General features: G+C 63.0%; 17 protein-coding genes. 12 read left to right on the plus strand and 5 right to left on the minus strand.

The features are described from left to right. Positions 1–4 precede the first annotated feature (4 nt). The 6 genes from trmD to JQ600_RS00470 all read left to right on the plus strand — a co-directional run bounded on the left by trmD (position 5) and on the right by JQ600_RS00470 (position 5,505). Positions 5–739, plus strand: coding sequence for a tRNA (guanosine(37)-N1)-methyltransferase TrmD (gene trmD / locus JQ600_RS00450; protein WP_212389412.1), 735 nt, complete (start codon positions 5–7; stop codon positions 737–739). A gap of 114 nt (positions 740–853) precedes the next feature. Beyond that, complete coding sequence (rplS, locus tag JQ600_RS00455) at positions 854–1,234, plus strand: 50S ribosomal protein L19 (protein ID WP_212389413.1); 381 nt, start codon at positions 854–856, stop codon at positions 1,232–1,234. Between the two features lie 195 nt (positions 1,235–1,429). Continuing rightward, complete coding sequence (locus JQ600_RS37155) at positions 1,430–1,564, plus strand: hypothetical protein (RefSeq protein WP_283813449.1); 135 nt, start codon at positions 1,430–1,432, stop codon at positions 1,562–1,564. A gap of 79 nt (positions 1,565–1,643) precedes the next feature. Continuing rightward, positions 1,644–3,050 carry a 3-isopropylmalate dehydratase large subunit gene (gene leuC / locus JQ600_RS00460; RefSeq protein WP_212389414.1) on the plus strand — a complete coding sequence of 469 codons (1,407 nt, stop codon included), beginning with the start codon at positions 1,644–1,646 and terminating at the stop codon, positions 3,048–3,050. Positions 3,051–3,150: 100 nt separating this feature from the next. Further along, positions 3,151–3,360, plus strand: a complete 210-nt coding sequence (locus JQ600_RS00465) for a hypothetical protein (protein WP_212389415.1) — start codon at positions 3,151–3,153, stop codon at positions 3,358–3,360. Between the two features lie 447 nt (positions 3,361–3,807). Beyond that, positions 3,808–5,505 carry a methyl-accepting chemotaxis protein gene (locus JQ600_RS00470; protein ID WP_212389416.1) on the plus strand — a complete coding sequence of 566 codons (1,698 nt, stop codon included), beginning with the start codon at positions 3,808–3,810 and terminating at the stop codon, positions 5,503–5,505. A 71-nt stretch (positions 5,506–5,576) separates the two neighbouring features. Here JQ600_RS00470 and JQ600_RS00475 read toward each other — a convergent pair whose 3' ends face one another. The 3 genes from JQ600_RS00475 to JQ600_RS00485 form a co-directional block, all read right to left on the minus strand. Continuing rightward, positions 5,577–5,891: a hypothetical protein gene (locus tag JQ600_RS00475; RefSeq protein ID WP_212389417.1), complete on the minus strand. Its 315-nt coding sequence runs from the start codon at positions 5,889–5,891 to the stop codon at positions 5,577–5,579. 108 nt (positions 5,892–5,999) lie between these two features. Further along, positions 6,000–6,137: a hypothetical protein gene (locus JQ600_RS37490; RefSeq protein WP_212389418.1), complete on the minus strand. Its 138-nt coding sequence runs from the start codon at positions 6,135–6,137 to the stop codon at positions 6,000–6,002. A 497-nt stretch (positions 6,138–6,634) separates the two neighbouring features. Beyond that, positions 6,635–6,961, minus strand: coding sequence for a hypothetical protein (locus JQ600_RS00485; RefSeq protein WP_212267604.1), 327 nt, complete (start codon positions 6,959–6,961; stop codon positions 6,635–6,637). A 137-nt stretch (positions 6,962–7,098) separates the two neighbouring features. Here JQ600_RS00485 and JQ600_RS00490 point away from each other — a divergent pair, with 137 nt between their 5' ends. The 4 genes from JQ600_RS00490 to JQ600_RS00505 all read left to right on the plus strand — a co-directional run bounded on the left by JQ600_RS00490 (position 7,099) and on the right by JQ600_RS00505 (position 9,546). Next, positions 7,099–7,497, plus strand: coding sequence for a metallopeptidase family protein (locus JQ600_RS00490; RefSeq protein ID WP_212267602.1), 399 nt, complete (start codon positions 7,099–7,101; stop codon positions 7,495–7,497). A 96-nt stretch (positions 7,498–7,593) separates the two neighbouring features. Further along, positions 7,594–8,199 (plus strand): 3-isopropylmalate dehydratase small subunit, encoded by a 606-nt coding sequence (leuD, locus tag JQ600_RS00495; protein ID WP_212389419.1) that lies wholly within the window; start codon positions 7,594–7,596, stop codon positions 8,197–8,199. Positions 8,200–8,242: 43 nt separating this feature from the next. Continuing rightward, positions 8,243–9,031 carry a hypothetical protein gene (locus JQ600_RS00500; RefSeq protein ID WP_212389420.1) on the plus strand — a complete coding sequence of 263 codons (789 nt, stop codon included), beginning with the start codon at positions 8,243–8,245 and terminating at the stop codon, positions 9,029–9,031. A gap of 101 nt (positions 9,032–9,132) precedes the next feature. Beyond that, positions 9,133–9,546, plus strand: a complete 414-nt coding sequence (locus JQ600_RS00505) for a hypothetical protein (protein WP_212389421.1) — start codon at positions 9,133–9,135, stop codon at positions 9,544–9,546. Positions 9,547–9,551: 5 nt separating this feature from the next. On the opposite strand, the gene JQ600_RS00510 is transcribed toward JQ600_RS00505, so the two are convergent. Then, positions 9,552–10,430, minus strand: coding sequence for a CoA ester lyase (locus JQ600_RS00510; RefSeq protein WP_212267594.1), 879 nt, complete (start codon positions 10,428–10,430; stop codon positions 9,552–9,554). A gap of 102 nt (positions 10,431–10,532) precedes the next feature. On the opposite strand from JQ600_RS00510, the gene JQ600_RS00515 reads away from it, so the two are divergent. After that, positions 10,533–11,186 (plus strand): carbonic anhydrase, encoded by a 654-nt coding sequence (locus JQ600_RS00515; RefSeq protein WP_212267592.1) that lies wholly within the window; start codon positions 10,533–10,535, stop codon positions 11,184–11,186. Between the two features lie 15 nt (positions 11,187–11,201). Here the strand turns inward: JQ600_RS00515 and JQ600_RS00520 are convergent, their stop codons facing one another. Further along, a complete protein-coding gene (locus JQ600_RS00520; RefSeq protein ID WP_192739342.1) occupies positions 11,202–12,236 on the minus strand; it encodes an aspartate-semialdehyde dehydrogenase in 1,035 nt (344 codons plus the stop codon). A 129-nt stretch (positions 12,237–12,365) separates the two neighbouring features. On the opposite strand from JQ600_RS00520, the gene JQ600_RS00525 reads away from it, so the two are divergent. After that, a complete protein-coding gene (locus tag JQ600_RS00525; protein WP_212489625.1) occupies positions 12,366–13,202 on the plus strand; it encodes a hypothetical protein in 837 nt (278 codons plus the stop codon). The last annotated feature ends 47 nt before the right edge of the window (positions 13,203–13,249 follow it).

Below are 13,249 nucleotides of genomic sequence, written 5' to 3' on the forward strand. Positions count from 1 at the left end.
TTGAATGACCTGTTCTGAAAGTCCCTGGCGCGCCACCATCCTCACGCTATTCCCGGACATGTTTCCGGGCCCGCTCGGCGTTAGCCTGGCGGGCAAGGCGCTGGCCTCCGGCCTGTGGGCGCTGGAAGCCCGCGACATCAGGGCATCGGCCACCGACCGCCACCGCAGCGTTGACGACACGCCAGCTGGCGGCGGGCCCGGCATGGTGCTGCGCGCCGACGTGTTGGCCGCCGCCATCGATGCTGCGGATACCGGCCAGTCTCGTCCGCGCCTCCTGATGAGCCCCCGAGGTCGGCCATTGACCCAGTCCCGGGTCATCGAGCTCGCGGCCGGTCCGGGGCCGCTGATCGTCTGCGGCCGGTTCGAGGGCATCGACGAGCGGGTCATTGCGGCACGCGGGCTCGAGGAGGTCTCGATCGGCGATTACGTGCTGTCCGGCGGTGAGGTCGCCGCCATGGTGCTGGTCGACGCCTGTGTCCGGCTCTTGCCGGGGGTAATGGGAAGACTGGCCTCGGGGACCGAGGAGAGCTTTTCCGAGGGACTACTGGAATACCCTCAATATACCCGCCCGCAGGAGTTCGAGGGCCGGACGATCCCGGAAATCCTCACTTCCGGCGACCATGCCAAGGTCGCCGCCTGGCGTCAGGCCGAGGCCGAAGCCCTGACCAGGGCGCGGCGGCCGGATTTGTGGGCGATTAAGACCCGCCAAAAACGCCCAAAAAGCACGACAGACGGGTGACAAGCGCGCTTTGATGCCTTATACGGGCGCCAAATCCGCAGCATACAGCAGGATAGATGGACGTTCGCGCAGCCCGCGCTGGACTGGCTGGGCGCGCCGCCGATGGAGATTTCAATGAACATCATTCAACAGCTCGAAAAAGAGCAATTCGACAAATTGGCCGCGACCAAGTCGATCCCCGAGTTCGGCCCCGGCGACACCGTGATCGTCAACGTCAAGGTGGTCGAAGGCGAGCGCACCCGCGTGCAGGCCTATGAAGGCGTCTGCATCGGCCGTTCTGGCGGCGGGCTCAATGAGAGCTTCACCGTTCGCAAGATTTCCTACGGCGAAGGCGTGGAACGCGTCTTCCCGGTAATGTCGCCGATGATCGACTCGATCAAGGTGGTGCGCCGCGGCAAGGTGCGTCGCGCCAAGCTGTATTACCTGCGCCAACTGCGCGGCAAGTCGGCCCGCATCGTCGAGAAGACCGAGCGCGCGGCCGCCGTCGGCGAGTAATTCGTCTCCTGCAGGGGGATGTGACCAAAAGCGCGGGGTTTTGCCCCGCGCTTTTTTGTTGGGGCTCTTCGTCAGCGAGCGCAGCGAAGCAATCCATACTTCCCAGCCGCGCTATGGATTGCTTCGCTTCGCTCGCAATGACGGTAGAAATAAACGCATATCGCGCTTAGATACCTCATGTGCTATGAGGCTAGAATGGTTCCAGATCAAACCAGCTTTGCAGGCCGGCGCATCGATCCCTTCGTGATCGACGACCGTTCGCGCCTGCCCGGCCGTTTCTTCGGACGCTTTGCGACCTCGGCGACGTCAGAGCTTAGCTGCGGCCTTTGATGCCGCGCTGACTGCCCGTTGCTTGCGCTGATAACCGCGCTGACCGCTCACACAGAATCATTTTTTGGAGCTTACGCTCATGTCAAAGCCCACCACGCTGTACGACAAAATCTGGAACGACCATCTGGTGCACGAAGCCGATGACGGCACCTGCCTGCTCTATATCGACCGCCATCTGGTTCACGAGGTGACCTCGCCGCAGGCGTTCGAAGGTCTGCGCATGACCGGCCGCAAGGTTCGCGCACCGGAGAAGACCCTGGCCGTGGTCGACCACAACATCCCGACCACCGATCGCTCGAAGCCGAATCCCGATCCTGAGAGCATCGAGCAGATGCGGGTGATGGCCGACAACGCCAAGGAATTCGGCATCACGTATTTCAACGAGTTCGACAAGCGTCAGGGCATCGTGCACGTGATCGGTCCCGAGCAGGGCTTTACGCTGCCCGGCACCACCATCGTCTGCGGCGACAGCCACACCTCCACCCATGGCGCGTTCGGCGCGCTGGCGCACGGCATCGGCACGTCCGAGGTCGAGCACGTGCTGGCGACGCAGACGCTGATCCAGAAAAAAGCAAAAAACATGCGCGCGGTGGTCGACGGCAAATTGCCCGACGGCGTCACCGGCAAGGACATCATCCTGGCCATCATCGGCGAGATCGGCACCGCCGGCGGCACCGGCTATGTGCTGGAATATGCCGGCGATGCGATCCGCGCGCTGACGATGGAAGGCCGCATGACGGTCTGCAACATGTCGATCGAAGGCGGCGCCCGCGCCGGCCTGATCGCGCCGGATGAAAAGGCGTTCGAATTCCTCAAGGGCCGTCCGATGTCGCCGAAGGGCGAGGCGTGGGACGCCGCGATGCGCTACTGGGACACGCTGCGCTCCGATGAAGGCGCGCATTTCGACCACGAGATCCGGCTGGATGCGGCCAAGCTGCCACCAATCGTGACCTGGGGCACCTCGCCCGAGGACGTGGTGTCGATCACGGGCCTGGTGCCGGATCCCGACCAGATCGCCGATGAAGCCAAACGGCTCTCAAAGCATCGCGCGCTGAAGTATATGGGCCTGACCGCGGGGACGAAGATCACCGACATCAAGCTCGACCGCGTCTTCATCGGCTCCTGCACCAACGGCCGCATCGAGGATTTGCGCGCGGCGGCGAAGGTCGCCGAGGGCAAGACCGTCAACGGTCATGTCAGTGCGATGATCGTGCCGGGCTCGGGCATCGTGAAGGAGCAGGCGGAGGCCGAAGGCCTCGACAAGATCTTCATCAAGGCCGGCTTCGAATGGCGCGAGCCGGGCTGCTCGATGTGCCTGGCCATGAACCCCGACAAGCTGTCGCCCGAAGAGCGCTGCGCCTCGACCTCGAACCGCAATTTCGAGGGCCGGCAAGGTTTTAAAGGCCGCACGCATCTGGTGTCGCCGGCCATGGCGGCCGCGGCTGCGATCGCCGGGCACTTTGTCGATATCAGGGAGTGGCGTTAACACGCGTTGCCTCAACATCGAGGCGTTCCTGCAACGCCTCGTTAAGGCGCAGGGCTCAGACTGGCTCCTCAGCGGGAATGATCATCGCGAGGAGCCGGACGTGGCCGATAAACCAGAATATGTCGATATGATTAGCGAGGCGACGCGCCAGAGCCGGCGCAACGTCTCGCGCATCGTCGATCTCGTCCCCGCCACGCCGAAAGACACAAGGCGCCTCAGTAACTGGCCGCCGGAACACTGGCAGCAATGGCGGTTGGAGTCGCTCACCCCGTGGAAGATCAAGCCCTGGAAGGGCAAGGACTGGGATTGAGCCCCTTCGCGCTCATCACGCTATTCAAAAGACAGGCGCCCCAGCGGGCGCCTGTTTTGTTTCAACTCAACCTCACCAGTATCGGAAGTGGTGCACGCGATGGCGCCAATAGCGGTGGCCCAGCCACGGGCGATAGCGGGGACAAGCCCGCGTCCGGGATCGGATAGTTGCTGGCGAAGGGATTTGAACAGCGTTTGAAGCAGGGCTGAGCTGCCACGCCCCTGACCAGGACCTGCGTTGGAGGGACTCGTTCCTGACAGCGTCAACACTTTGCTAACGGCCGGCTGGTAAACTGACCCTTAACCAATCAGAAAATCGATAGCTGGCCTCGGATCCCCTCGTGTGGAGGGCTTGATCCGGCGTGGCGCCGTGCCGGCACGGGCGCGGTTCTCAGGCCGGTCGCAGTGGTTCGGCAGCAAGCAAATTTCACTCCAGAGAGATCCAGACATGATCGCCAGATTTCAAAACCTGCCCATTATTGCCAAGATCGCAGTGCCTGCCGCGATCGTCGCCCTTGTGGCGGTCGGGATCGTCGTGCAGGCCTCGATGGCCCTGAGCAACCTGTCCGCGACGGCGGCGAGCCTCGTCGACGGCAACGCGATGCGGGTGCAATACAGTCTGCAGGCCGAAAGCCATTTCAACAGCGCCGCGGTGAGCGAGAAGAACGTCATTCTCTCCGGCACGGACAGCAAGGCGATCAGCCGGAACGTCGAGTCCTACGGCAAGGCCACCGATGCCACGCTGGAGGCGATCGATCGTCTGGCGACCGTCACCACCGCTCCCGAACAGCGCCAGTTGATCGACACCATGCGAACCGCAGTCAAGGACCGCCGGGTCGCCAGCGCCAAGGTGTTCGAACTGGCGGCCGCCGGCAAGATGGAGGAAGCATTCGCCTATTCGGTCAACGTCGCGGCCAAGCATCGCCAGACCGCGATCGCGGCGGTGGGACAACTCATCACCATTAATACGGACGCCATGCGCGCCGCGCGCGACGCGAGCGTCGCCAGCGCCGAATACACCCGTTTCTTGCTCGTGGTCGGGGCGATTGTCGGCCTGCTGCTGGCCTTTACTATCCTCGGCTGGATCGCGTTCGGCCAGATCGCCCAGCCATTGCGGCGCATGACGCTTGAAATGACCAAGCTTGCCGGGGGCGATCTCGATATTTCGATCGTCGGTGCCGGCCGCACCGACGAGGTTGGCGGTCTCGCCAAGTCGCTCACCGTCTTCAAGGAAAATGCGATGACGGCGCGACGCCTCGAAGCCGAACAGCGCGAGGAGCAGATCCGCAAGGAAGCCCGGCAGCGCGCCATCGAAGGTTACATCGCGACCTTCGACGTCCAGGTCTCGGAAGCTTTGCAAACGCTGACCGCGGCGTCGGCCGAGATGCACGCCACCGCCGGCAGCATGACGGCAACGGCGGAGGAAACCAGCCGGCAGGCCACCGCTGTCGCCAACGCCTCCGACGTCGCCTCCGCGAACGTGCAGACGGTTGCCGTGGCGACCGAGGAACTGCATGCCTCGATCAGCGAAATCTCGCGCCAGGTGGCGCAGGCGTCCCAGACCGCCAACCTTGCGGTCGCCGAAACCGACCGCACCAACAAGACCGTCGAGGGCCTGGCCGAAGCGGCACAGAAGATCGGCGATGTCATTGCGCTGATCCAGAACATCGCGTCGCAGACCAATTTGCTGGCGCTCAACGCCACGATCGAAGCGGCGCGCGCCGGCGAGTCCGGCAAGGGCTTTGCCGTCGTCGCCACCGAGGTGAAGGCGCTTGCCACCCAGACCGCCAAGGCGACCGAGGATATTTCAGCCCAGATCGCCGCGATCCAGCAGGAGACCGGCAACGCCGTGACGGCCATCAAGACGATCGGGACGACGATCGCCCAGATGAACGAAATCGCCACGGCGATCGCTGCCGCGGTCGAGCAGCAGAGCGCTGCCACCCGCGACATTGCGCAGAACATCCAGGAAGTTTCGAAGGGAACGACCGAGGTATCTTCGAACGTCGGCAGCGTCAACGACGCCGCCAACGAGACCGGCGCCGCGGCGTCGGAAGTGCTGACGGCGGCTGACGACCTCAGCCATCAGTCGGAGAAGCTGCGCGCCGACGTCAACACTTTCCTCGATCTCATTCGCGCGGCCTGATCCGCTTCCCGTTGCGCGTGAACGGGATCAACGCCATCGCGCTCGTCTCCTGAGCGCGATGGCCGCGCCCGTTACCAATACGGACCGAAGCCGAAGCCGAACGTGAACGGCGCCGGTGCGTAATAGGGGTATGGCCGGTAGTAATTGGGCCGCGCGTAATAGCGGGGTCCGTAATACGGCCGGTAGTATGGGCGAGCATACGGCCGATAATAGCCGTAACCATAATGGCGCCCGTAATAGCGTTGCGCGCTGAAGTCGGTCGCACCTGACGTGCCGGCGGTTTGTTGCTTCATTTGCGGCGATGCCGCGGCCGCCGAATTGACCGCCGCCGGGCCGGCAAACACCAGAGCGCCCGCGACAGCGGCTGCTCCGATCAAGGTCTTCATGACGATCTACCTCTTCTGATTCAGGATCATCAAATAACAGGCAGCAATGGCGCCCGTTTCATGGCAGTAAACTTGAAGTGAAAACAGGCCCGCGATGAACGGACCTGCTCACTTCAAATCCGCAAACTCGCGATCACCAGCGGCGATGATGGTGACGATGATGATGATGCCGACGGTGGTGATGATGACGATGCCAGCGATGATGGCGATGCCGCCATCCCGCCTCTGTCGTCTCAGGCTTGACATCCTCCTGGACGGCCGCAGCAGCGCCAGGGTTGCTCAGCGACAACGCGTTAGCGCGCTCGGTTGGAGCGGCTATAACGAGCATGGCGCCAACGGCGGCAAGCCCCAGAACTTTCATCACCTGCATATGTAAGTCTCCTTGGTCTTCAGGATGTCACGTTCGTGGCGAGCGGTGCTCGACAAGCAGCCGCTACGCCGCGACGCAGTTCACAGCTTGAAGCTGAGGACGTGAATGCGAACTGAATGACTGCGCCACGAAGATGAACAAGGAGCGTGTACATCGGTTCCGATTAATTACAGCGGCGCGTCAAACCGGCGCAGACTGCTACCGCATCTTCTGCAGACACTCCGCATTCATGAGACGGTCATGATTTCAAACATGAACGCTTCGATCGGGCGACACAGCGTTGGCCTTGCAAGCGAGCGGCGATGGCCATTCTCAATTATGCGGCGTCAGCGATTGTGGTTTGCGCAGGATTGATCGGCGCCGTGCGCGGGCGCTAGCCGGGCCGCCAGTAGCAGTTCATGCGCGGCGTGATGACAGTGCCGCTCGGCCGGTATTCCTGCACATAGGTCGCAGTGCAACTGCGTACCGCATTCGGCCCCGGATTATAGCGCGGATAGACATCCGGCTCCCACTGCTCCTGCCGGTAGATCGGCACGCGGCGGAGCGGCCGCCGGCGTTGTGCGGACGCGTCGGTGACAGCCGGCTTCGGCATCTGTGCGGTGCGCATCGCTGACGGTGCCGTCTGAGCCCGTGCGCCGCCATCCGGCAACAAGAATCCGGTCAAAATCGCCACTACCGCCGCCGCCGCAATCCGCTTCATTCCGCCCACCCAAAGCCTGTTATCGGGCGGTACGGTCTCCGATTGCCGCGCCAAGGTCAACCGGGCGATGGGATTCAAAATCAGTAGGCGCGCAAAATGAGTAGGCGCGTCGTTGGAACACGCGCTAAACAGGCGCGATGTGGAAGGAAGCAAAAGCACCGTCGCTCGCCGAAATGGAAGCCATGGCGCATGAGGTTTTCGAGCGCCTGCCAAAGGGCTTTCGAACCCTGTGCGAGGGCGTGATCATCCGCGTCGACGATTTCCCCACCGACGAGGTCCTCGACGAAATGCAGGCGCAAACCGAGTTCGACCTGCTCGGCCTGTTCCAGGGCGTCGGCCTGCCGCACCAAAGCAATAACGACGTCGCCCGCCTGCCGAACATGATCTGGCTCTACCGGCGGCCGATCCTGGATTACTGGGCCGAACATGAGGAAACGCTGGGCTATATCGTCCGGCACGTGCTGATTCACGAAATCGGCCACCATTTCGGTCTGTCGGACGCCGATATGGAGGCAATTGAAGCCCAAGAAGCGTAAGAGCGGGGTAGGATTGCACAAATTGGCCTTTTGCCGGGGGCGATTTCGCGATAAATTGGCGGCTTATCCCCTCATTTCAGCCGGGAAGTACGTTCGATGGACAAGTTCACCACACTGGAAGGCGTCGCCGCGCCCCTGAAGATCATCAATGTCGACACCGACATGATCATTCCGAAGCAGTATCTGAAGACCATCAAGCGTACCGGCCTTGGCAAGGGCCTGTTCTCCGAACAGCGCTACAAGGATGACGGCAGTGAGAATCCGGACTTCATCCTCAACAAGCCGGCCTACCGCAATTCCAAGGTGCTGGTCGCCGGCGACAATTTCGGCTGCGGCTCGAGCCGCGAGCACGCGCCGTGGGCGCTGTTGGATTTCGGGATCCGCTGCGTGATCTCGACCTCGTTCGGCGACATCTTCTACAACAACTGCTTCAAGAACGGCATCCTGCCGATCCGCGTCACCCAGGACGATCTCGACAAACTGTTCGACGACGCCGAGCGCGGCGCCAACGCGACGCTGACCATCGATCTCGCGGCCCAGGAAATCCGCGGCCCCGACGGTGGCACCGTGAAGTTCGAGATCGACCCGTTCCGCAAGCATTGCCTGCTCAACGGTCTGGACGACATTGGCCTGACGATGGAGAAAAAGGCTTCCATCGATACCTACGAGGCCAAGGCCACAATAGAGCGCGCCTGGGCCTGATCGCGGGTCGCCGCCCTCGCTCGACAATAGTGAGGCGACGCCGATGCGGCCTGACGTCGTCACCTTCTGGCATGGCCCGCTCGATGCGCTCCGGCTGACCTGCCTGCGATCGCAGGTCGCAGCGGGCCACAAGGTCACCGTTTACAGTTTCGACCCGCTTGCCGGCCTGCCCGATGGCGTCGGCAGCGCCGAGGCCGAAGCGATCCTGCCGCATTCCTTTTCCGAGCGACTTCGCCCGCCGCAGCCCGACGGCAGCTGGCGCGACTGGACCATCCTGCAGTTCAGCGATTTCTTCCGCATGCGGCTGATGGCGGAGAAGGCCGGGCTTTGGCTCGACGCGGATGTCCTGCTGCTGAAGCCGGTCGAGATCGATCCTGCAAAACCCTATTTCGCCTGGGAGCGGCCGCGCCAGCTCGGCAATTCGGTTTTGTATCTGCCGCCGGACGATCCCATCGTCACGGCGTTCGAGAATCTGATGGCGCAGGACGAACTGACGCCGGACTGGCTGGCGCTGCGCCATCGCCTGACCTTCCTGCTGCGGCAGCTGCGCGGCGGATCGAACCGCCTCTCGGATATTCGCGTGGCGATCTTCGGTCCGGCCGCGCTCACCGCGCTCGCGCGCCGATCGAACGAATTGCAGCACGCACTGCCGAAGCAATCATTCTATGCGGTCCACGCCGAGCCGAAGCACTTTTTCGAGCCGTCGGATTTTTCAGCGCTGCTCGCCGATCCCCATATCATCGGGCTGCACATCTCGCCGAAAGGCCGCGGCGGCCAGAAGCCCATTCCCGGCAGCCTCTACGCCTGGGCGGCGGAGCGGTTCGGGGCTTAACACCGCTTCACCGAAACCTCTCAATCGTTTGATCCAGCGCAATGACGCGCGCTTCCGTTTGCGGTTCTCTTTGGCAGGCATCGCCACCAAGGGAGCGCCCCATGAATGTTCAGACCAAGCCACACGCCATCGTCAATCGCGTGATCGACACCTTCGGCGACTGGCTGAAGCACCGGCGCGCGTTGAGGGAAATGCGCGACATGGACGCCGTCAATTTCGGCCAGATCGCCAGCGATCTGCGGGTTTCTTCCGCCGATCTGGAGACGCTGGTCCGGCGAGGGCCGCATGCCGCCAATCAGCTGCCGAAAATGCTCGGGGCGCTCGGCATCAACCAGGTCGATCTGGCCCGCACCGAGCCTCTGGTGCTGCGTGACATGGAGCGCGTCTGCTCCCTGTGCAATCACAAGCGCCAATGCGGCCGTGAACTCGTCGCGGGCACCGCCGCCGCGCATTACGCGGACTATTGCGCCAACGCCCACACCATCGACGGGCTCGGCGAACGGGCCAACGTGTAGACCCGCTAGCTCGCCATCGCCGCGATCGCATCCGCAATCGCAATCGTCCGCTTGGCCATGTCGGCGTGCAGCCGTTCCACCATGCGGCCGTCGAGCTGGATCGCGCCGCGCGAAGCGTTCTCGGGCTGCTGGAACGCCGCGATGATCTTGCGCGCTGCCGCGACTTCCTCCGCCGGCGGCGTGAAGATCGCGTTGCAGGCTTCGATGTGGCTCGGATGGATCAGCGTCTTGCCGTCGAACCCGAGATCGCGGCCCTGCGCGCATTCGACGGCAAAGCCATCGACGTTAGCAATATCGCCGTAGGGCCCATCGAGGATCTCGAGACCATGCGCGCGCGTCGCCAGGATGCAATGCGTGATCATCGGGATCATCGCGGCGCGGCCCGGCTGCATGCGGATCCGCGTCTCCCGCGAAATGTCGTTCGGCCCGAAAACGAAGCCTGCGAGCCGCGTTTCCGAATCCTTCGAGGCCGCGGCGATCTTGTCCGCGTCCAGCACCCCGCGCGCGGTTTCGAGCATGGCCCAGACCCGAATGGAAGTGTCGGCGTTGATATCGCTCAGCCGATTGGCGATGGCGTTGAGATCCGCGACGCTGGAAATCTTGGGAACCAGGATGCCGTCCGGCCGCGCCTTGCCGGCCATGGTGACGTCGTCGATCCACCACGGCGTATCCAGGCTGTTGACCCGGATCAGCACCTCGCGCTTGCCGAACCCGCCGGCCGCGATCGCCTTGGCGATCTGGTCACGGGCGAGCGCCTTGGCGTCCGGCGCCACCGAATCCTCGAGGTCGAGGATGATGCCGTCGGCGGGAAGATTGGGCGCTTTTTCCAGCGCCCGCGCGTTCGATCCCGGCATGAACAACAGGCTGCGGCGCGGACGGATCATGGGCTGGTTTCCCCGGGGGCTTTTTGAACCCCACGCGATATCATTTCAAACGGCCGGCCGAAAGCCTTGTTCCTGTCATCGGTCTATGGTTAGGCAGGGGCCATGACAGCATTTCCGCAACATCTGCTCGACGGCTACCGGACCTTCACCTCGCAGCGGCTGCCTACAGAACAGTCACGCTACCGGGAACTGTCCGAGCGTGGCCAGTCGCCCGCGGTGATGGTGATCGGCTGCTGCGATTCCCGCGTTTCGCCGGAGGTCATTTTCGACGCCGGCCCGGGCGAACTGTTCGTGGTCCGCAACGTGGCCAATCTGGTGCCGGTCTATCAGCCCGACGGCGGCGCCCACGGCGTATCCGCGGCGCTGGAATACGCGGTAAATGTTTTGCGCATCAAGCACGTCGTGGTGCTCGGCCATGCGCAATGTGGCGGCATCCGCGCCTTCATCGACAAAATCGAACCCCTGTCGCCCGGCGATTTCATCGGGCGATGGATGCAGATGTTCATCAAGCCGGGCGAAGTCGTCGAGCAGCGTGACCGCGAGTCGATGCAGGAGTTTACGGTGCGGATCGAGAAGGCGGCGGTGTTTCGCAGCCTCGAGAATCTAATGACGTTTCCGTTCGTCCGCACCTTGGTCGAACGCGGCGAGATGAGTTTGCACGGCGCCTATTTCGGCGTCGCGGAAGGCTCCCTGTTCGTGCTCGATCCGGCGGCAAAGGAATTCCACGCCGTCAGCGAGATGCAGGGCAGCATCTAAAGGCTACGCGGCCTTTTATGCTGCTTTCTTCTTGGCGCTGATCAGCTTGCGGTTGATCAGGCACTCGGCGATCTGCACCGCGTTCAGCGCCGCACCCTTGCGCAGATTATCGGAAACGCACCACAGCGACAGCCCGTTCTCGACGGTCGCGTCCTCGCGGATGCGGCTGATATAGGTCGCGTCTTCGCCGGCGGCTTCATAAGGCGTGACGTAACCGCCAGGCTCGTGCTTGTCGATCACGAGGCACCCCGGTGCATTGCGCAGGATGTTGCGCGCTTCATCGGCCGTGATCGGATTCTCGAACTCGATGTTGACGGCTTCCGAATGGCCGACGAACACCGGCACGCGCACGCAAGTCGCGGTCAGCCTGATTTTGGGATCAAGAATCTTCTTGGTCTCCATCATCATCTTCCACTCTTCCTTGGTGTAGCCGTCCTCCATGAACACGTCGATCTCGGGGATGACGTTGAAGGCGATACGCTTGGGGAATTTCTTGTTGATCAGTTCGCTGTTGGTGTAGACGGCCTTGGTCTGCGAAAACAGCTCATCCATCGCATCCTTGCCGGCGCCCGACACCGACTGATAGGTCGCGACCACGACGCGCTTGATGGTGGCCTTGTCGTGCAGCGGCTTCAGCGCCACCACGAGCTGGGCGGTCGAGCAGTTCGGATTGGCGATGATGTTCTTCTTGGTGAAGCCGGTCACGGCGTCGGCGTTCACTTCGGGCACGATCAGCGGCACGTCCGGATCCATCCGCCAGGCCGACGAATTGTCGATCACGACAGCGCCGGCGGCGCCGATCTTGGGCGACCATTCCTTCGACACCGCGCCGCCCGCCGACATCAGGCAGATGTCGATATCGGAGAAATCGTAGTGCTCGAGCGCTTTGCACTTCAGGGTACGGTCGCCATACGAAACTTCCACGCCAACGCTGCGGCGTGACGCCAACGCCACCACCTCGTCCGCGGGGAATTTGCGTTCGTCGAGAATGTTGAGCATTTCCCGCCCGACATTGCCGGTCGCTCCGACCAGCGCGACTTTGTAACCCATCGTTCACTCTCCGACGAAAAATGCCGTCCCCCCGCCCGCGGCGGAAAGGGAAGAGGCAGCGCTTCTATGCGAGAAACACCCTCAGTACAACGTTTGCAAGAACGTTTGACCGTTGCGTTTGGGCGTTTGATGCAGTCCTTTTCGGCCGAACCGGCCAAGTCCCATTATACGGCGAGAATCCATCCGGCGCTGACCAGCTTTGCGGACGAGGTCTGCGGTACGCTGGCACGGCTGGTTGCGTATGTAGTGACCCTGGCCCTGCTCGCCATGGGCGGCATGGCGCTGTGGGAACAATTGCCCGATGCCGCGGCGATGGCCCCCTCGTCCAGAGACGCCTTATTGAAGGACGCCTCATTGAAGGGCGCCTGGAGCCTGGTCGACCGCTCGTCGCGCGCTTTTGCCGTCAGCCAGTTTGATCCGCACGACAAAACAGAGGCTTACGAGATTTTTCGGCACCCGAAGGGCGGCCGCCGGGACGTCTTCCAGTGGCGCGGCGCTGACAAAAGGCCGGTCGCCGAACTTGAGATCTATCGCCCGGGCGGCGAACTCGGCCTTGCCGGCCCCGCGATCGCGGAGATCGCTGCCCGAATGGACCCGGGCGGCCTGCGCGAGCTGGAGGCCGCGGGGCTGATCGACAGCAAGTTCGGTACCGTGACCCTGCTGCGCCTGATCAGCGGCGCCGAGGCGGCCCGCGGCTGCCTCGGATTCATGAAGCGCGTCAGCGACTCCCATTTCCGTATCTCCGGCTGGTCGTGCCAGGGCGACAATCTGCCGGCCCGCCGCGCCGCGATCTCCTGCATGCTGAACCGGCTGACCCTGCTGAGCACCGGAAACGACCCCAAACTGGCGGAAATATTCGCCCGCGCCGAACTCAGGCGCGCGGACTGCGCGACATCAGCCGCGCCGTCCCTGTCGGCAGATTGGCTGACTGGCCGAGACAACCCGCAATTGCGCGGCGCCTTCTAATTGCCATACCGCGCCAAGATACTGGTTTTCATGAAACTTTTTCGCCA

This window comes from Bradyrhizobium sp. AUGA SZCCT0176 (genome assembly GCF_018130145.1).
Lineage (GTDB): Bacteria > Pseudomonadota > Alphaproteobacteria > Rhizobiales > Xanthobacteraceae > Bradyrhizobium.